22 protein-coding genes are annotated in these 17,216 nt (G+C 51.1%); 13 read left to right on the top strand and 9 right to left on the bottom strand.

The window, feature by feature from the left end; genetic code table 11:
* Positions 1-11 precede the first annotated feature (11 nt).
* The 11 genes from MC269_RS13520 (at position 12) to MC269_RS13470 (ending at position 7,092) form a co-directional block, all read left to right on the top strand.
* Positions 12-368, top strand: coding sequence for a hypothetical protein (locus MC269_RS13520; protein ID WP_033752613.1), 357 nt, complete (start codon positions 12-14; stop codon positions 366-368).
* A gap of 43 nt (positions 369-411) precedes the next feature.
* On the top strand, positions 412-1,551 hold the full coding sequence (locus tag MC269_RS13515) for a hypothetical protein (RefSeq protein ID WP_239955118.1): 1,140 nt from the start codon (positions 412-414) through the stop codon (positions 1,549-1,551).
* A gap of 188 nt (positions 1,552-1,739) precedes the next feature.
* Positions 1,740-1,913: a hypothetical protein gene (locus MC269_RS13510; protein ID WP_167626699.1), complete on the top strand. Its 174-nt coding sequence runs from the start codon at positions 1,740-1,742 to the stop codon at positions 1,911-1,913.
* Positions 1,913-2,239 carry a hypothetical protein gene (locus tag MC269_RS13505; protein ID WP_239952719.1) on the top strand — a complete coding sequence of 109 codons (327 nt, stop codon included), beginning with the start codon at positions 1,913-1,915 and terminating at the stop codon, positions 2,237-2,239. The genes MC269_RS13510 and MC269_RS13505 overlap by 1 nt, the downstream gene beginning before the upstream one ends.
* A 10-nt stretch (positions 2,240-2,249) precedes the next feature.
* A complete protein-coding gene (locus MC269_RS13500; protein WP_239952718.1) occupies positions 2,250-4,826 on the top strand; it encodes a tail protein (tape measure) in 2,577 nt (858 codons plus the stop codon).
* A gap of 82 nt (positions 4,827-4,908) precedes the next feature.
* Complete coding sequence (locus tag MC269_RS13495) at positions 4,909-5,343, top strand: hypothetical protein (RefSeq protein ID WP_239952717.1); 435 nt, start codon at positions 4,909-4,911, stop codon at positions 5,341-5,343.
* The gene (locus MC269_RS13490; protein ID WP_239952716.1) at positions 5,340-5,558 is read left to right on the top strand and encodes a hypothetical protein; all 219 of its coding nucleotides are present in this window, start codon (positions 5,340-5,342) and stop codon (positions 5,556-5,558) included. Before MC269_RS13495 ends, MC269_RS13490 begins: the two co-directional genes overlap by 4 nt.
* Complete coding sequence (locus tag MC269_RS13485; RefSeq protein ID WP_239952715.1) at positions 5,551-5,769, top strand: hypothetical protein; 219 nt, start codon at positions 5,551-5,553, stop codon at positions 5,767-5,769. The genes MC269_RS13490 and MC269_RS13485 overlap by 8 nt, the downstream gene beginning before the upstream one ends.
* On the top strand, positions 5,759-5,983 hold the full coding sequence (locus MC269_RS13480) for a hypothetical protein (protein ID WP_239952714.1): 225 nt from the start codon (positions 5,759-5,761) through the stop codon (positions 5,981-5,983). The genes MC269_RS13485 and MC269_RS13480 overlap by 11 nt, the downstream gene beginning before the upstream one ends.
* 5 nt (positions 5,984-5,988) lie before the next feature.
* Entirely contained in the window at positions 5,989-6,663 is a 675-nt protein-coding gene (locus MC269_RS13475; protein ID WP_239952713.1) for a DUF6246 family protein, read from the top strand.
* A 108-nt stretch (positions 6,664-6,771) separates the two neighbouring features.
* Positions 6,772-7,092, top strand: coding sequence for a GrlR family regulatory protein (locus tag MC269_RS13470; RefSeq protein ID WP_239952712.1), 321 nt, complete (start codon positions 6,772-6,774; stop codon positions 7,090-7,092).
* A 255-nt stretch (positions 7,093-7,347) separates the two neighbouring features.
* Here the strand turns inward: MC269_RS13470 and MC269_RS13465 are convergent, their stop codons facing one another.
* The 8 genes from MC269_RS13465 to MC269_RS13430 form a co-directional block, all read right to left on the bottom strand.
* Positions 7,348-7,665: a hypothetical protein gene (locus tag MC269_RS13465; protein WP_239952711.1), complete on the bottom strand. Its 318-nt coding sequence runs from the start codon at positions 7,663-7,665 to the stop codon at positions 7,348-7,350.
* Between the two features lie 278 nt (positions 7,666-7,943).
* Positions 7,944-8,567, bottom strand: coding sequence for a hypothetical protein (locus MC269_RS13460; protein ID WP_239952710.1), 624 nt, complete (start codon positions 8,565-8,567; stop codon positions 7,944-7,946).
* A gap of 39 nt (positions 8,568-8,606) precedes the next feature.
* A complete protein-coding gene (locus MC269_RS13455) occupies positions 8,607-9,044 on the bottom strand; it encodes a hypothetical protein (protein WP_125312052.1) in 438 nt (145 codons plus the stop codon).
* Between the two features lie 705 nt (positions 9,045-9,749).
* The gene (locus tag MC269_RS13450; protein WP_125312051.1) at positions 9,750-10,121 is read right to left on the bottom strand and encodes a hypothetical protein; all 372 of its coding nucleotides are present in this window, start codon (positions 10,119-10,121) and stop codon (positions 9,750-9,752) included.
* A 436-nt stretch (positions 10,122-10,557) separates the two neighbouring features.
* Complete coding sequence (locus tag MC269_RS13445) at positions 10,558-11,145, bottom strand: hypothetical protein (RefSeq protein WP_239952709.1); 588 nt, start codon at positions 11,143-11,145, stop codon at positions 10,558-10,560.
* A 96-nt stretch (positions 11,146-11,241) separates the two neighbouring features.
* A complete protein-coding gene (locus tag MC269_RS13440; protein ID WP_239952708.1) occupies positions 11,242-12,168 on the bottom strand; it encodes an alpha/beta fold hydrolase in 927 nt (308 codons plus the stop codon).
* A gap of 24 nt (positions 12,169-12,192) precedes the next feature.
* Positions 12,193-13,359 carry a serine hydrolase gene (locus MC269_RS13435; protein ID WP_239952707.1) on the bottom strand — a complete coding sequence of 389 codons (1,167 nt, stop codon included), beginning with the start codon at positions 13,357-13,359 and terminating at the stop codon, positions 12,193-12,195.
* 100 nt (positions 13,360-13,459) lie between these two features.
* Complete coding sequence (locus tag MC269_RS13430) at positions 13,460-13,696, bottom strand: DUF2171 domain-containing protein (protein WP_081139373.1); 237 nt, start codon at positions 13,694-13,696, stop codon at positions 13,460-13,462.
* A 318-nt stretch (positions 13,697-14,014) separates the two neighbouring features.
* Here MC269_RS13430 and MC269_RS13425 point away from each other — a divergent pair, with 318 nt between their 5' ends.
* Complete coding sequence (locus MC269_RS13425; protein WP_081139426.1) at positions 14,015-14,932, top strand: LysR family transcriptional regulator; 918 nt, start codon at positions 14,015-14,017, stop codon at positions 14,930-14,932.
* Here the strand turns inward: MC269_RS13425 and MC269_RS13420 are convergent.
* Positions 14,914-16,242, bottom strand: coding sequence for an MFS transporter (locus MC269_RS13420; RefSeq protein ID WP_239952706.1), 1,329 nt, complete (start codon positions 16,240-16,242; stop codon positions 14,914-14,916). The two genes, MC269_RS13425 and MC269_RS13420, sit on opposite strands and share 19 nt — an antisense overlap.
* Before the next feature lie 384 nt (positions 16,243-16,626).
* On the opposite strand from MC269_RS13420, the gene MC269_RS13415 reads away from it, so the two are divergent.
* A complete protein-coding gene (locus MC269_RS13415; protein ID WP_239952705.1) occupies positions 16,627-17,193 on the top strand; it encodes a UPF0149 family protein in 567 nt (188 codons plus the stop codon).
* Positions 17,194-17,216 lie beyond the last annotated feature (23 nt).

Here is a 17,216-nt window from a genome sequence, read left to right as displayed (position 1 = left end):
AAATATAAAAAATGAAAAAGGTTTTGGCAGTGGCGCTTGGGGCGTTGTTACTTTCAGGATGTACTGTGCGTGTTGCTGATATGACTGTCGCAAGCACCAAAAACTACAATTTGAACGCAGCTAAGTTTGAGAAAGGTGCTCGCGTGACCGGCGAAGATAAAGCGCCAATCGTAATTTTCCCTTTAGGTATTCCGAACGTTAAAACGGCTATGGATCACGCTATTGAGAAAGATAAGTGTGCGGTTGGCTTGAGCGATGTGGTTATCTACCAGTTAAACCACGCCTTCCTCTTCGGCACATACGGTTTCCGTGTTGAGGGTACGCAAATTATCGACAAATCACAGATGGGATGTGAAAACCACATCTGATAGCAAGCCACCTTCGGGTGGTTTTTTTCTAGGGGGCAAGGAAATGAAAAAGTCTATTCTGGCATGTTTTATATCTGTGTTCATTTTGACAGGATGTGGTCCAAAAGAGCTTTCTGCGGAAGAGAAACAAAAAATAGAACAACTCAAGGTGGAGTTATCACAAACAGAAAGTGAGATTTCGTCTGCGAATGCCACCAATCAGAACTACTCTGGCGGGCTGATCAAGACGTTAATCAGCGCCAGAGTTGAGATTCTCAAAACAAACCAGGCGCTGATTAAGCAGCGAATTGATGCTATTGAGTCAGGCGCAAAAATAACAATGGATGTACCCGGAACAAAACCGGATGAGGTGGCGGCTGAGTCAGTTAAAAGCGAAATAGATGCGTTAAATGCTCAGATTTCTCAGGCTAAAGCAGAAGCCAACCAATATAGCGGTGGCCTGGTTCTTGCGATGAAACTGGCAGCAATCGCAACTCAGGAGCAAACCATGGCGATGCTTCAACAACGATATTTGTCAGCCAAGTATGGACTTGCTAACGCTATGCCATCTGATTTGAAGCAGAGCAACGTTGCTGAAGCAAAGCAAATCGAGAAGCCAGCCCAGGCTAGCAATAGCCAGCCATTGCTTCCGCCGGGAGATGGGCCATTTGGCCTGGAGTCAGGTTTAAGCAAAAAGAATATCGAAGATATGACCGGTGAAGAGCTTAAGCCTTATGATGGCGTGCCGAATCTCTACACGGTAAAATCGCCACCGAAAAAGAACGCTGAATTTGAGGGTTTTGGTCTACTCATTTCTCCAAAATCTGGCCTATGCCAAATTAGAGCGTTAGGTAAAAACATTGATACAGACAGCTATGGACTTGCGCTCCAGTCAAAATTCAAAGAGCTCTTAGATTCTCTATCTTCAATCTATGGCAAACCTAAAAGTACCGATTTTTTACTTTCAGGATCAATCTGGAAAGAACCTCAAGACTGGATGATGGCGCTGAACAAAAAGGAACGTTTCCTCTCAGCCCAATGGGAAGGATCGCCCGCAACACCTCTTAAAAACAAGCTTGCATCAGTATCTATGGAAGCAAGAGCCAATGGCTCTAGCGAGGGATATGTTTTCCTTCAGTATGACTTTGACAACATAGATGCCTGCAACGCAGAAATTGAAGAAGCTAAGAAAAGCTCGTTATAAACCTTTTTCTCTATATTGCTATATAAACGCTTATAAAATTCTGTAACCACACCTCGCTCCGGCGAGGTTTTTTATGAGCAAAATATTCGATCGAAACGATCAAATCATCATTTCATAAATCGGCATACAAATAGAGATCATTTCACTTTGTGCAATTATAATCACTGTATATTTATCAGGAGGTGGTTATGCAAAAGTGCACAGTAAAAACAGTCCTCATTAAAGTCGAACAGTATGAAGAACTCCGGAAATTACAGGAAAAAGAGCGAGCAAAATCCCCTCTAGGTGTTGCCCCAACAATTCACGTTATCGCTCGCGGCCTGATGGATAAGGCATTGGCTCAACTTGCTCAGGAGGCGTAATGGAACAATTACAACGCCTGGCCGAAGCTGTTGCGGACGCTTACCTCCATAATCGGCTCCGAGAGCATGGGAACACTCAGTTTTCGCATGACGGAAAAACAGGTGAAGTTCGCCGTGATTTACTGGCGTCCGGGCTAGTGGATAACTGCGTTTATGCTGCCCGAAATAGCGGCAAGGTCGATTATGAACGTGAAGCTTACTCGATGTTAATGGAAATGATCTCTCTGGATGGCAGAGAACATCAGATAACCAATTATGGCCTAAGTCTCATCGACAACATGCACCGTATCGCGCTCAAAAAAGCCGCGGCTCGCATTAATCATTGAGGGGCGTGAGATGGCCGAGTCATATAATGCTGGTGGAATTTATTACGAAGTCGATATTGAGCTGAAGAAGGCACTTGAAGACAGCGAACAGCTTAAACGAGAGCTGAAAGCATTAGGGGATAGTGCTAAAAATTCTGCTGGCGGCATCAAGGCGCTTGAGACACAGGCAAAAACCACCGCCACAGCGGTAAATCAGGCCACAAAAGCAGGGGGCGCTTTCCGCAGCCAGTTTCAGCAGGCTGGTTACCAGATCCAAGACTTCATCGTGCAGGTTCAGGGCGGGCAATCGGCACTAGTCGCTTTCAGTCAGCAGGGTTCTCAGTTGGCGGGAGCATTTGGCCCAGGCGGTGCGATTGTAGGCGCGGTGATTGCTTTAGGTACAGTAATCGCAGGTACGTTAATTACCGCTCTAAGCGGCGGTAAAAACGCAATGGATGCTCTCCGAGAAGCCGCTGACGCCATGGATAAGGTGATCACCATTTCACAAAATGGTGTGGCCGCGCTGTCAGATAAGTATGCAAACCTTGCCAGGGTTAACGCAGAAGTTGCCTCGCTGATGAGAAATCAGGTGCTGTTGGAATACAACCAGGCAATGACGAAGGTTTCAAAGACCATATCTGATACCACCAGCGAATTTTTCTCTTTCGGCGATACAGCCAAAGCCGCACTGTCTGGCGGCACAGTCAGTGTTAAGTTGCTTAGCACTATTCTTGACGCCGCTGAAGTCAAAACGAACAGCTTCACCGATGCTTTTAATCAGGTAAGCAAAAGCAGTATTGCGAACGAAGCGACCATATCGACATTTACGAACACCGTTGGGGCATTATCTTCCCGGCTGGGTATTACTGACCAGGCTGCCTTTGAATTGGCAAAGCAGTTGAACGACCTAAGCAAAAACCCGTCTCCTCAAGCCCTCCAAGCCTTAGCTCTTCGCCTGCAGGATATGACTTCATCCAGCAAGGATGGACAGGCGCAGATAACCGCTCTGGCTGGAAAGTTAGTAGATTTAGCTCGAGAAGCTGCGAATGCAAAATTCAATGTCGATAGCCTCAAGCGTACCACTGACAACCTTACTGATGGGCAGAAAAACCTGTTAAAGCAGGCAGAAAGAAACCTCTCGCTATCAAAACTTCAGGGCGAAGCTCGCGCCAGACTCGCAGCCCAATATGCTGCTGAAGATGCAGGATTTGCTAAAGACGACCCTCACGCCAAAAAGATGGAAGATGATGCGGTCGCCACTTATAAAAATTTAGAAGCAACGAAGCAGCTTAACTCTGAGCAGAAGAAATCAGCCGGCCAGGCATCCCGTAATGCTCAGGTACTGGAACAGTATCGGCAAAAGGCCGAGCTTTCTGCTGATTCGGTTGATGGACTATCCCGTGCTCAGGCAGTTCTTCAGGCACGTCAGAAACTGGTAAATCCTACACCAGCTCAAATAGCGCAGGTAGAGAAGGATGCTGGCGCAGCGTGGGATAAAGCCGCCGCAATACGCGCTCAAGCAGCAGCTATGAAGCTAATCCCGGAGCAGGCAGAGAACACTCGATACAAACAAGATGTTGCCGATCTCAAAACCGCCCTGGAACAAAAGACCATCACACAGAAGCAGCACGACACGGCTGCCGAGCAGATGGAGCAACAGCACCAGGTAAATTTAGCCCGAATAAGGGCCACGCAGAACGTCGGAGTTACCCCACTACAAGAAGCACAAGGCGCTATCGATCCTGTTCAGGCACTGGCTAATGAGAACGCCAAAAAGCTCGCGTTAATACAAGAGTTCGAAACCGCTAAAGGGCAAATCACCCTCAATGGTCTGGCATTAATGAATGCCGCTAACACGCAGTATGAGCAACAGCGCATCGCTGCTCAGTGGGAGATATACCGCAACCAGAGCGCCGCTAACAGCCTGCTGGCTGACGCGGTTGATTCTCTTCAAGGTGGCGCGACAAATGCCATTACCGGCCTTCTGAATGGCACTCAGAGCCTTAGTGAAGCATTCGCCAACATCGGAAGCACGATCCTTAACAGCGTTGTGAGTGGGCTGGTGGAGATGGGCCTACAGTATGTGAAAAACATGGTTATGGGGCAGGTGGCGGCATCAGCGGCACTTGGAGCAACAGCAACTCAGGCTACTGCCGCTGCGGGCATGTGGGGACCAGCAGCTGTGAGCGCCTCTATCGCCACTATGGGTACAGCCTCAACTGTTGGCACAACGGCCTACTCAACCGCATTGATGGCTTCCAAAGGGCTGGCAGTAGCTGGAGCCCGTGAGCATGGCGGGCCTGTTCTGGCTAACTCAATGTACCGGGTAGGTGAAGGCGGTAAGCCCGAAATCTTCAAGGCGTCTAACGGCAGCCAGTACATGATTCCGGGTGATAGCGGAAAGGTAATTAGTAATAAAGATATCGCCGGCGCTGGCGGCAACGCAGGTGTGAGCCTAGAGGTCAATTTCAACATCACTACCACTAACGGTATTGATGACGCCACGCAGAAGCAAATGATCCAACAGATGGAAATAGTTGCCCTGAAAGTAGCGCGAGAGCAAAGCACCCGGGATGGTGGCTTTCTTCAAAAGCGGATTAAGAAGTGATTAAGGGTTTCGCAGAGACGCGATCATGTTGAGTTTGGTCAAGGTAAAGCGGGTATGACAAAAAGCATAAGGTGGCAGACAGATGCCTGACAGCACGAAAGAACAGGCCAGCCGTGATAAAGGCGGCAAATGGAAGAAAGGCGCGTCGGGTAATCCAGGTGGCCGCAGCAGTAAAGCAGCTGAACTGCGCCGGGTTCTGGAAAGCGGTGCTGATGATGCTGTGAAAACTATCATGGACGCGGCTAAAGGAGGCGATATGGCTGCCTGCCGCCTCATCCTGGACAGAGTTGTGCCACCGAGTAAGCCGGTATATCAGCCGGTATCTTTTGAGCTGGACGACAGCGATTTACCCGCAGCGGCCCGTTCGGTGATTAAGGCGATAGCCGCGGGAGAACTGCCGGCCGACCAAGGGAAAATGATTCTGGATGGCCTGGCGAACATGGCGAAAATTATCGAAATTACAGAACTGGCTGAGCGTATCGCTGAGCTGGAGAAAACACAGGGGAACGGACAATGAGCCTGTTACGACGAATCGAAGCACTTGAGGCCACTATCGGAGCTCAGACCACCAGCAGCGGACCCGATGAAATCTGGCTGATTGGCGTCAGCCCGGACGGTTCCCGCGAGTGTGGTGGCGGCTGGGTGAAGGATAAGGGGCTTTTCCGTACCGCTACGGCTGAAGAAGCGCAGCGCCATAATCAGCTTGCACTGCCGGGTAATCATCATGGGTAGTCTACTGGCACGACTCAACCGGCTGGAAAAGGCCATGACGCCGAAAGATGGTGATGTACAGGTGATTTCAACCCTGATGGATGAGTTAGCCGGCAATGCCCCTTCAGGAGCATATGAGAAGGCCATGGAGCGCCTGTCAATGTGTGGGCATAACTTCCCGCAGTCATCAGAACTGCAAGCGTTGCTGGTGGGTAATAGCGATGAGCATTAAAGCCCGCCTGGCTGCGCTGGAGAAGGTTGTTAGAGATAAAGGCAGCAAATCTATTAATGGCCCACAGCCACCCGTCAGAGCGGACTACGCGCGCGAGAATGGCACGTTTGACCATGATGGTTACAGAGCAGTCGCAGACCATTGGAGCGTCGAGGTATTTGGCAAACCGCTGGCGCTGGCGGCCGAAGAGATTGCAGAAACTGAGGGTTTCTAACTGACATGACACCATTGAAAGAGATTGGCGAATGCCTGGTAATTGACGGCGATGATGAATACTTTTTCCGTCCATCCCTGATAGCTATGTCGAGTATTGGTGAGCCCGGAGAGATTGTTTCTACGTTCCACGCGCTACACAGCGACGCGGCAAAGCCATTACTGCGTCGTGCCTACGATGCTTATGGAGCTATTCCCCACTGGGTGATCGATCACGCCAGGCGACCTGAGTTTACCAAGCCAGCAATATATGCCGCTATGGATGTGTTAACCGCCTGCTGTAATCGTGACGCTTCACCGCTGGTGGGCGTATTGGTGCCGAGCAAAACCAAAAAGCGCACTTTCTTGTATCGCCCGGGAAAGATGCCCGCCGCAGACATTATTATCTTCGCGCATTCGCTGATGACGCACGGCATCATAGGCAAAGCCCAAGTGCGCCGGCTTCAGCGCCATGAGGGCGGGCAGACCACCAGCGAATTCAACGCATTCGAGTACATCAGCGCCGCTCGTAATCACTTTGGCATGAGCAGAAGTGAAGCAGAACAACTAACAATGACAGAGTTCACCATGCTGCTGGCCGCCAAGTATCCTGACCAGAAAGGATTTACGCGCGACGAATACGATAAAGTTGCTGATGACTATTTTGAAAGGAAAGCCAAAAGGCTTGGGAAAGTGGCGTAACCAAAATATACCACATTAGCCAGCGCTCAAAATGATTGTTGTTTTTTCTACACTCTTTAAGTATTTGGTACTAATCTGACATCTCCATTAATGAAAAAGGAGGTTGAAGTGAAAGACGGGATTTACAAAGTAAATTTTGATAGCAATCAAAATGACTACGGTGATGGAATCATCTCTGTAAGCGGCTCTTCGATTAATGGTGGCGATTATGTCTGCTATTATCAAGGGGTTATGATCGGTAACAAAGCTGATTTAAGAGTCGTCCGTCACAACAAACAAGTGACTACAGTTTTCGGTAACCTTGATAAGCTAGATTTGGATCTGTCTTTCACCGAAGGTCCCGTAGGCATCACATTTACAGGAAATGTGAAAGGGCAGCCTGAGCTTAAAATGGTAGGAACTATGACCTTTTTAGATGACTTAGTCTAAGTTGATGCTAACCGCCCTCAGAGGGCGGTTTTATTTTAGCCAAAGCGGCTGATACATTACATTCAATAATAAGAGCTAGCCGTAACAAATTTTATTTTTTGCTGAAGAAAATTCGATCAGAAAAAATACAGGCTAGTTTAATATTCAGTATAAAACGCCTATCCACAAAAACCATGGCCTTGTATAAAAACCATGGCAATGTTGAAAGCAGAATATAAAAAAAGATTAAAGAGGTAATTTAATCAGGATAATATATTAAGCTATCTCTTTCCAGTCTTCAGTTTGGAAAAGCTTATTTATCGAAGCCTGATCATAGCCATTAAGGCGGCTAACTATTTCATTTTTAATGGATTCGATTGATGTTGACCTAAAAGGCTCTGGAGATCTCCCATTGGGATAGGTGAATTCTAGTATATACCGAACATCTTTAGTGAACGTAATGTCGCGTGTTAGTTCAGTTCCGGGAGTATAATCTGCTACCCGAGTTATGAAAACTCGAGTTAAATTTTCAGCATGACCGATATTAAAAGATTTTTTAATTAACCCGGGCCGCCTGTCGATGTTTTTGCTCATGCAAATCTCCTTATGTTTAAGATGGTGTATATCGTCAAGAGTGAGCTTAGTTATGAATGTCGCATTGGCTTAAATTCTAAGCAAGAGAATGTTGTGAATCTACGCATCGAAAATTACCAATCTTAATGCGTTAACGGCGAGCCGTTGTACCGGCGTTCGCTTTACACTATACACTATCCGAAACGGAGTAGCGCAGGCCCCGCAGGCTAAAGAGCGCCACCGTCAGAGGATGATTGCGCCTGAATTTACTTGGAGGAGGCCTGCTGAAAGAAGAATAATCAAGCGTTAGCGGGTAAATGCTTATCGAGCGTCTCAATTAGTAAGACAGCTGCGTTCCCCAAAGAAGCAATATCTGAAATCTGGTGTGCTTGGAAGGTTGTTATCTCACCGAGATTCATGGTTAGGGAAACATCAAGACCATCGAGAACCAGCATAGACGTGGCATGGCTCTGTGAAGCTAATGCGAGGGCCAACTTCTCAATTATGCTTGAATCTGCATCGCTAATGGTCACCGCTAAAGATTCAGGATCAGAACCAATGCGCCTTACGTAGGTATATGAAAGGGCATTTCCCGTAATTGAATAGTGTTCCTGTGGATTGAATGGCGCTGAGGTTAGATCAAGCCTCAGCCATTCATTCTGCTTTGATAATTGATAGTTCCTGCGGTTTTTTTCAGCTTCCGCTTTGTCTAATCTGTAAAAGCTATAGCCAGCCAGAGCCAAGGCACTAATAAGCGATATCCCTCCTCCGCTTCCTACGCCGCCATGGTGTGAGCAAGCTCCCTGCATACCAATTGACGATGAGTGCCAGCCATCTGCACACCCACCTCCCAATAAATCTTTCATTCCAAAGAACACAGTAACAAACACAATACCTGGAACTAACCAAAAGCTTTTTTTCATTTTTCATCCATGCAACATCAACAAACCTAAAAGATCAGGCTACTCATTTCTGGGCATGGCCGCATCAACTTTCGCTTTATGGTCTGCCTGACGTTTCCATGCACTATAGATATCTTTATCCCAAGCTTTTCCCGCTTTAGTCTGATATCCGGCTTCATTAAGGCGTTCTGCAATGATACGACCATTATCAAAACCCTGACGGATGGTTTCCGAAGCAATACGGATCACTGCTTCCTCATTGTATGGCAAAGGTGGGATGCCTTGCTTCCCGCCAATCAGAGCTGCGGCAGCCAACTCCATTCGCTCTACCAGAGCCATCATGCGAGCGTCCGGATTACTCTCTGGCAGGCTCAGTTTCTGCCGGATGGCATCGACCAGCCAGGCGGTTTTATCTCCATCAGCAGCATTCACAGCGCCAATAAAAGCCTCGCTTAATTCAGCAGGCACACGGAAGGTAACGGACAGGGATTTTCTCATAACGCACCAGATAGAGGGAACAGGCGGCCATTTTACCACCGTAAGACAATGTAAGACATTAAAATGTGTTGGTTCAGATCGCACAGTTGTTGGTTCAATTCGGGGTTGTGTTGGTTCACTTTTTTAAAATTAATCCTTTTAAAACAATCATCTTTACAAATTGAACCAACTGAACTAACTGAACGACACGTTTTTATTTATTTGTATAGAGAGAAAAAACTACTTCCCTCCTACAATAAGAAAACGTCATTAGCAAAACTAATAATCGCCTCATCTTTGAGTTTGTCTGTCCTGATTGGGCTGTAGTACGCAAACTTCCCAGGCGTTCATTCTTCAGATTTCAGGCTATAGCGACATACCACACACGTCATGCCATTCCTGACCTCTCGGTGAGAGGACTTTGTCAGTAGCCCAAAAGATACCATCAGCTCCAGAGATCGGCGCACCGATTCACGCCTTATGGGGTTTTTGTATTCATCTGGCCCATGAAGCAAATATGAAATGCCATAAACATCATACGGTGGCGGTCCGATTATGTTGGCTATAGAGGTAAGTCTGGCGGGTTCAAAGTAGCTGAGTATGGTTTTCTTGTGTTTTGTCATATGCATTAGAAAAATCTCATGTAGCTCCGTGGTTAATCGCTCCTATACAGCTGCTTATGTTCTAATGTCATGAGCGAGCAGTATTGATTCCTGTAAATCTTCCTCAATTTACCCTGTCGAATTCACCTTCAATATAATTATCACTGCCATCACGATCACGCATTACCAGACACTGACCGATGAGCCCGTATCGGGAACAGTTACACCAGACACCTTTACCTGCCCCAGACTGCGTGCTGTCCTGCCGCTGCTCATAGCTGGTGATCTTCTCCAGCAGCCCATCGTTAACCATCGCCTCCAGCGTTCTCCTGGCTGATTCCATGTGATGCCGTGATTTAAATGAGTTCATGCCACTGAGAAGATATGCGACCCCGGATACATCAAACGGCGGCGCACCAATCGTACCAGTTACCCATTCGCGGTGTTCAGGATCAAAGAAGCTCAGTATCTCTTTTTTACGGCTGGTCATTCTCATGGCTGATCGGTTCCTTAATGTAGGAGAGATCTATCATACAATAAGGATTTCAGCTTATCGCGTTATGCAGTGAGTTGAATGCGCCTGTGGTGGATGAAAAACAGTCAAAATGAGGTGTCACAAAAACATTTGGGGGTATCTTTGGGGGTATGTGTGATTTTGAAACCTATAAATAATGTTATTAAACAATAGATTGTTTGTTATTATTCAATCCTGTAGGGGTGCCATTTTCTCTTCTTCTCCAGCCTGCTTCACGTTGCAAAATCGCCATTCCATCGCGTCGTTCTGATTTCCTGCTGTTCTTTACCCTATGCTTGTTTTAAAAATACGGCGTAAAGCCTGTAAAAGCGGTGTGCGGCCCATTTATAACACTCTCTGTTTCCCCCTTTCCCGCATAAAAAAACCGCCTTTCAGCGGTTTGCTTTTACGCTAGCCCTTAAACGGGATTGCGATATTCCTCAAAAGAGCGCGGTTTGGGATCGCCAGCTTTACGGTAGTCGTCGTCATTTTTCTGACGTTCCTTAATATACATCAGCGTTTCCTGCAGCTGTCGCTGTTCTTCTACCGGCATGGTATTAATCACGCCGCTATCCAGCAACGCCTGAATTTTATTGATAATTTCCACGGCAAAGCCGAGGAACTCGCTGTTGCTAAGAATTTCATTGCGATACACCTCGCTTACATCCTGCTGCGTTTCCAGACGCGCTTCCAGATCCTTTACCTGCACGGCATAGCTGTCGAGCTGGGCCTGAATATCATCCGGTACGCTGGCGCTATTTTCAGCCAGCGTCTTCAGCGCGTTAATCGTATCAATTGCCTGTTGAGCTAAATCTGAAGCAGTGGTCATATCGTCTTTCCTGTCAGGAATATGAAATAAGGAATGGAACAGGGCGTGTATAGCGATATCGCGACGACGATAATCAATATTTAAAGGCTCATCGGCTGCGCTCGATTCACTATAAGGGGAGTGTGGCATAGCGATTTTTTGCCGTCTTTGCCGGGCTGTTGTGCTGGCCGGTAACAAGATTTCAGGCATCCTGCCCGAGGAGTAAGGCAGCGGAAGAGCGAGGCAGGCCCTGCGCAGGATGACCGGCGCAGGGCCTGAAACAAAAGGGAAGCGCTACAGGCTCTCTGTTAAGCGCTGTGCCGCCAGAAAAGCGCTCAGCCGGTCGAGAAACATCTCCGGCCGTTCTTCCTGCGGCGAATGTCCGCAGGGCAGCGCCTCGCCGCTCACCTGCTGCGCCTTATCGCGCCAGGTGTCCACCACGTCATAGAGTTCTCCGACCGTTCCTTTTGCGCCCCACAGCAGCAACAGCGGACAGGCGATGCGACGGCTGTCCGCCGCGTCATCTTCCAGATCGACAGTCGCGGCGGCGCGATAATCTTCGCAAACCGCATGGATCATCTCGGGCTGCTGATAACAGCGCAGATAGTCGTTGAAAATCGCCTCCGGGGTGGCGTCAGGGGTTTTTAGCTGGCCGTCGAGATGCTTACGCAGAAAAAAGGCGGTGTTGTTGGCGATCAGGGTTTCAGGCAGCGGTGCGGGCTGGATCAGGAAAAACCACCAGAAATAGCGGGTGGCGAACGCTTTATCGGTCAGCGCATACATGGTGGCGGTGGGCGCAATATCGATAAACACGCAGCAGTTCAGCTGGTCGGCATGATCGCGCGCCAGGCGGTGGCCCACGCGACCGCCGCGATCGTGGCCGACAAACGCCACCTTGTCATAGCCCAGCGCGGATATCAGCAGGCTGATATCGTCCGCCATAACGCGCTTCGAATAGGGGCGATGACGCTCATCGCTGGCGGGTTTGTCGCTGTCGCCGTAGCCTCGCAGATCGGGCAGTATCACGCGATATTTTTCCGCCAGGCGCGGCGCGACCTTGCGCCAGGTAAGGTGGTTCTGAGGATGGCCATGAAGCAGTAGCAGCGGCGCGCCCTGGCCGCCCATCGCTACGCGCAGCGTAACGCCGTTGGGCAGCGTGACATCCTGCAGCTGGAATCCTGCAATAAAAGGCGACTCGCCACGTTCCACTATCGAGGACATTATCTTCTCCCTGCAGAGTCAGGATCATCGGTGGTGGCGCGTGCATATCGCCTGCGCCAGTCTACCTGCGTCGGATTGCCGGAAAAAGCGGCTGGCGCTGTCGGCCAGCGGGGCCGCGTGCATCGATCCGACGTTGGTCAGGATCGCCAGAGCGCAGTCCGCTTCTTCATACCACCATGCGCAGGCGCTAAAGCCCAGCACATTGCCGCCGTGTCCAGAAGCCGTGCCCCAGGCGCTATCGATGTTGAACAGGCTTAACCCCATCTTGTCGTTATCCGCCGGCAGCCAGCGCTGCATCTCCCGCATACTCTGCGCGCAGAGCAACCGCCCGTTTCTCAGGGCGAGCATAAACGTCATAAGATCCTGCGCGGTAGAAAGGATGCCGCCGGCGGCCCACTCTACCGAAAGGTTGCTGGCGGAGACATCGATCAGGCCGTCAGAAACGGGCTTCATATGCGGTGAGAGACCCGCGTTGCGCAAAAAGTCAGGGTCGAGCCGGTGGTAACGGCGCGCTATCTTGCGGCTGCCTGCAGGGCTATAGCCCTCAAGAAAGGTGTGCTGCAGCGCAAGCGGCTGAAAAATTCTCTGGTACAAAACCGCTTCCAGCTTGTTTTGCGTAATCGTCTCGATTAACAGACCCAGCAGGGTGAAATGGGTGTTGGAGTAGTGGAAGGCTTCTCCCGGCGCGAAGCGCGCGGGTTTGTCGCGGATATAATCGAGGTTTTCCACCGGACGCCACGTTTTTTCCGGCGTAAGACGCTGTCCACGCGCGTCGGCAATCCAGGCCGGTTCATCCTCCCAGCTTCGCATTCCGGCATAGTGCGACAGCAGTTGTCTGGTGGTCACGCGCTGCGCATTGGCGATCCCCGCGAGCCGCTTCGCCTCCAGCCAGCGTGAAACCGGCGCGTCGAGCGGTAACTGGCCCTCTTCGCAGAGCTGAAGCAGCAGCACGGCGATAAAGACTTTGGTGATACTGCCGATGCCAAACGCCATGTCTGGCGTGTTGTTGCGCTGCTTTTCCACGTCAGCATAGCCTACAGCGGCCTGCCAGATCGTTTCACTGCCTCTGCCGATGGCCATCGAAAGAGCAGGAAAACGGCTCTCTGTCTGCTGGGCAAGCAATGCATGCAAGGCGTGTTCAGGTAATAGCACGTTTTCTCCCGGTAGGATCGACTTGCGCGCAGCGCGCACGCAAATACGTCAGAAGAAAATAGTCAATCGCAGCAGTAAAGAGAAGGGGATTAAGCGCGAGCGCGGCGTTGAGAATAAAATCAACGCCGCGACTAAACTATTATGCGGTCTGCCACTCTTTTTCCACGTCCGCTTTCGACTTAGACAGAATAACTTTATTGTCGTCGACATCTTTTACCCAGCTGAACGGGATAATGTGATGTTTACCGCCCGCTTCCGGATCGCTTTTCGCCAGCTTAATTTTGTCATCGCCGTCAAAATGGTCAACAATACCAACGTGTTCACCGTTAGCGTCAACAACCTGAGCGTGATCTAAAACTTTTGATTTGTCTACCATAGTTCCTCCGTTAAAAATGCAACCTTTCGGTCTCGGGAATAATTCTGCTTCGTGACTCTTTAAGCGTGGCCGTTAAAAGCACATTCGGCAAGTTATTCACAAAATGAAATATCTGCTGTGTTTTTTACAGGCTTAAATAACGTTATCTGTTTTACGCGTTTATTCTGACGCGCGTATAGCCTAATTTAACGCCTGCGCCGCAGGTGCAGCAGGATAAAAATAAGTGAGGCGCGGCAAAGAGTCCTGCAATCGAGACGATTGCCTGTAAAATAGCGTGCTCTCACACAGTCTGGCAGGGCGCGACGCGATATGAAACCGATGACGTTAAACCTCGATCTTCACGATCTCTACGCTTTTCAGGCGCTGGCGACGTGCAAAAGCTTTAAGCTGGCCGCCGAAGCCGTGCACATTTCCCAGCCTGCGCTGAGTCGACGCATCGATAAGCTGGAAACCTCCCTGGGCGTAAAACTGTTTGAAAGAACCACGCGGCGCGTCAATCTCACCCTGGCGGGAAGAAGCTTTGCGCCCAGGGCGCAGCAGCTGCTCAGGGATTTAGAAAGCGCGCTTGCCGAAATCGGCGATATCAACCCGAACCGCGCCGGGCTGGTGACCGTGGCCTGCGTGCCGTCCGCCGCCTACTACTTTATGCCGACGGTGATTGCGCAATTTCAGACTCACTATCCGCGCGTGCGCATCAAACTGATCGACGCCAGCGCCGGCGAGGTTTACGACGCGGTGATCTCAGGAGAGGCAGATTTTGGCCTGAGCTTTACCGGTTCACCTCAGCCTGATATCCGTTTTTTACCGCTGGTGGATGAGGCCTATGTGGCCGTCTGTCCGCGTCAGCATCCGCTGGCAGAGAAGAAAAGCGTGACCTGGCGCGAGTTTTATCGCTATCCCTATGTCTGGCTCGACAAAACGTCCGGCAACCGCAATCTGCTCGACCAGGCGCTGGCGGGAATCGTTCCTGAGCGGGCCAGCGTCTGTGAGACGCGTCATGTCACCACGCTGCTGGGGATGGTGGAAGCGGGGCTGGGCATCGCCGCAGTGCCCTCAATGGCGATGCCGAAGTCGGGCCATCCTTTTTTGTCAGCGATAGCGCTGACGGAGCCGACCGTGCGCCGCACGGTCGGCATAGTGAAGCGCACCGGACAGGAACTGCCGCATCTTGCCGGTGAGCTGGAACAGATGATTATCGCGGCCAACGCCGCGGAAGGTCAGGCGCTCTGTCTGTGACCCTCTGGGCCAGGCCTGGCCGCGTGACGAGGACGGGCCTCCTGCTTATAAAGAAACAGGGTCGCCAGCAGCGCGCACACGGCGGCGAAGCTCATCCATAACCCTGGCGCGGCTTTGTCGCCGGTCACTTCAATCAGCGCCGTAGAGATCGCGGGCGTGAAACCGCCGAACAGCGCCGTGGCCAGGCTGTACGCCAGCGAAAATCCCGCCACCCTGACCGACACCGGCATGATTTCGGTTAACGCCGGGATCATGGCGCCGTTATACAGGCCGTAGATAAACGACAGCCAGAGCAGCACGCCCAGCATGGTGTAAAAGCTCGCATCGGCCGCCAGATATTTCAGGGCGGGGTAGGAGGTGGCGATAGCGATCAGCGCCATGGCGATCAGCACCGGCTTGCGGCCGATACGATCGGACAACGCTCCGCCAATCGGCAGCCAGATAAAGTTAGAGACCGCCACCAGCAAGGTTACCAGCAGGCTGTCCGATGCGCTTAACATCAGCACTTTTTTGCCGAAGGTCGGCGCGTAGACGGTAATGAGGTAAAACGCGGTTGTGGTCATCGCCACCATTAACATGCCGGCGATCACGATGCGCCAGTTGCCGAGCAGCGTACTGAATACCTGTTTCATCTCCGGATGCTGACGGCGTTCGCTAAAGGCTTGCGTCTCTTCAAGCTTGCGGCGCAGGAAAAAGATAAAGGGAACGATAAGGCAGCCGAAGACAAAGGGAATGCGCCAGCCCCATTCGCGAATAGTGCTCTCTTCCATTAATGCATTCAGCGCGAATCCCATCGCCGCCGCCACCATTATCGCCACCTGCTGACTGCCCGATTGCCAGCTGGTATAGAAGCCTTTTCTGCCCGGCGTGGCGATTTCAGACAGGTAAACCGAGACGCCGCCTAACTCCGCGCCCGCCGAAAAGCCCTGCAGCAGGCGTCCCAGCAGCACGATCAGCGGCGCCCAGTAGCCAATTGCCTCATAAGACGGGATCAATACGATAAGAAAGGTGCCCGTCGCCATAATCGAGAGCGTGACGATCAACCCTTTTCGTCTGCCGACTTTATCGATATAGGCACCCAGCACCACCGCGCCGATGGGCCGCATCAGAAAGCCGGCGCCAAAGGCGGCAAAGGTCATCATCAGCGAGGCGAATTCACTACTCGCCGGAAAGAAGGTGTGGGCGATATAGGTGGCGTAAAAGCCAAAAAGAAAAAAATCGAACTGCTCGAGAAAGTTTCCCGAGGTGACGCGCAAGATAGCGCCCGCGCGGGCGCGCAGCGTGTTAGCAGGTACAGAGGTTGTTTGCATAAAAGGCTCCAGCTGATACGTAATGTTAATGATTCATTACTTTGTTGTGATGCAAGACTGGAACAGGAAGGCGCAGTTAATAAGTGCTATTTCCGTATTGATTAATGCATAACACGCATCAATCTGCTCGCTGGATGCAGCGATCCCTGACAACGGCTGGCGCGCGGCGCCCAAAGCTCTGCGACAAGGCGCCGCCGCCGTTGATCAAATTCGTGACCGGCTTCATAGCGCGCGGGTTTTGTTGGCATCCCGGCCGCTCTCAGGCACACTACCCGCAGCTAAACTTACGCCTTACCGAGATTCTGTTCTCTCACCCAACTTTCTCGTGGGTCAGCCCAGCAGCGCGACCACCCACATCTTCGACACACCACAAGAGGAATTACCATGGCTACAGGCCCACTGAACGCAGACGAAATCGAGTGGATGGAAGACGTGTTGATGGAGCACGACAGCGAAGACGGCTTGATCGACATCAGCGAGCTGGACGGTCTTTTCACCGCCGCGCTCTCCAGTCCGTCGCCGCTGGCGCTGGACGCGCTGAAGCCGGTTATCTGGGGCGAAACCGCGCCGGAGTGGGACGATCCGGCAGACGAGCAGCGCTTTAATTCGCTGGCGGCGCAGATGATGAATGATATCGCCGAGCGCCTCAGCCGCTATCCGGAACAGTTTGAACCGTTGTTCGGCTACCGAGAGATGGACGGTCGCGAGCTGCTGGTGGTGGAAGAGTGGTGTTTCGGCTATATGACGGGCGTGGCGCTGGCGGAGTGGCCCGCGCTGCCTGCCGAGCTGCAGCCGTCGCTGCAGGCGATTGCGCTGCATGGCGACGTCGACGAGGTGGAAAAACTCGACGGCATGGATGAGATCGCCTATCTGCAAAGCACCGATGAGATTCAGCCGGCGGCGCTGCGCCTCTATAACCACTGGCATGGTAACACCAACGCGATTCACTAATAAGCAGGGCCGCTTACGCGGCC

The sequence above is a fragment of the Pantoea sp. Z09 genome, from assembly GCF_022394795.1.
Taxonomy (GTDB): domain Bacteria; phylum Pseudomonadota; class Gammaproteobacteria; order Enterobacterales; family Enterobacteriaceae; genus Pantoea; species Pantoea latae.
Note: the sequence above shows the minus strand (reverse complement) of the source record. Positions and strands in the feature narration are given on the sequence as shown.

What these genes read in the sequence shown, in the direction of transcription:
- MC269_RS13520 (WP_033752613.1), top strand. Translation starts at nt 12, where the DNA reads ATGAAAAAGGTTTTGGCAGTGGCGCTTGGGGCGTTGTTACTTTCAGGA.
- MC269_RS13515 (WP_239955118.1), top strand. Translation starts at nt 412, where the DNA reads ATGAAAAAGTCTATTCTGGCATGTTTTATATCTGTGTTCATTTTGACA.
- MC269_RS13510 (WP_167626699.1), top strand. Translation starts at nt 1,740, where the DNA reads ATGCAAAAGTGCACAGTAAAAACAGTCCTCATTAAAGTCGAACAGTAT.
- MC269_RS13505 (WP_239952719.1), top strand. Translation starts at nt 1,913, where the DNA reads ATGGAACAATTACAACGCCTGGCCGAAGCTGTTGCGGACGCTTACCTC.
- MC269_RS13500 (WP_239952718.1), top strand. Translation starts at nt 2,250, where the DNA reads ATGGCCGAGTCATATAATGCTGGTGGAATTTATTACGAAGTCGATATT.
- MC269_RS13495 (WP_239952717.1), top strand. Translation starts at nt 4,909, where the DNA reads ATGCCTGACAGCACGAAAGAACAGGCCAGCCGTGATAAAGGCGGCAAA.
- MC269_RS13490 (WP_239952716.1), top strand. Translation starts at nt 5,340, where the DNA reads ATGAGCCTGTTACGACGAATCGAAGCACTTGAGGCCACTATCGGAGCT.
- MC269_RS13485 (WP_239952715.1), top strand. Translation starts at nt 5,551, where the DNA reads ATGGGTAGTCTACTGGCACGACTCAACCGGCTGGAAAAGGCCATGACG.
- MC269_RS13480 (WP_239952714.1), top strand. Translation starts at nt 5,759, where the DNA reads ATGAGCATTAAAGCCCGCCTGGCTGCGCTGGAGAAGGTTGTTAGAGAT.
- MC269_RS13475 (WP_239952713.1), top strand. Translation starts at nt 5,989, where the DNA reads ATGACACCATTGAAAGAGATTGGCGAATGCCTGGTAATTGACGGCGAT.
- MC269_RS13465 (WP_239952711.1), bottom strand. Translation starts at nt 7,665, where the DNA reads ATGAGCAAAAACATCGACAGGCGGCCCGGGTTAATTAAAAAATCTTTT.
- MC269_RS13460 (WP_239952710.1), bottom strand. Translation starts at nt 8,567, where the DNA reads ATGAAAAAAAGCTTTTGGTTAGTTCCAGGTATTGTGTTTGTTACTGTG.
- MC269_RS13455 (WP_125312052.1), bottom strand. Translation starts at nt 9,044, where the DNA reads ATGAGAAAATCCCTGTCCGTTACCTTCCGTGTGCCTGCTGAATTAAGC.
- MC269_RS13450 (WP_125312051.1), bottom strand. Translation starts at nt 10,121, where the DNA reads ATGAGAATGACCAGCCGTAAAAAAGAGATACTGAGCTTCTTTGATCCT.
- MC269_RS13440 (WP_239952708.1), bottom strand. Translation starts at nt 12,168, where the DNA reads ATGTCCTCGATAGTGGAACGTGGCGAGTCGCCTTTTATTGCAGGATTC.
- MC269_RS13430 (WP_081139373.1), bottom strand. Translation starts at nt 13,696, where the DNA reads ATGGTAGACAAATCAAAAGTTTTAGATCACGCTCAGGTTGTTGACGCT.
- MC269_RS13425 (WP_081139426.1), top strand. Translation starts at nt 14,015, where the DNA reads ATGACGTTAAACCTCGATCTTCACGATCTCTACGCTTTTCAGGCGCTG.
- MC269_RS13420 (WP_239952706.1), bottom strand. Translation starts at nt 16,242, where the DNA reads ATGCAAACAACCTCTGTACCTGCTAACACGCTGCGCGCCCGCGCGGGC.
- MC269_RS13415 (WP_239952705.1), top strand. Translation starts at nt 16,627, where the DNA reads ATGGCTACAGGCCCACTGAACGCAGACGAAATCGAGTGGATGGAAGAC.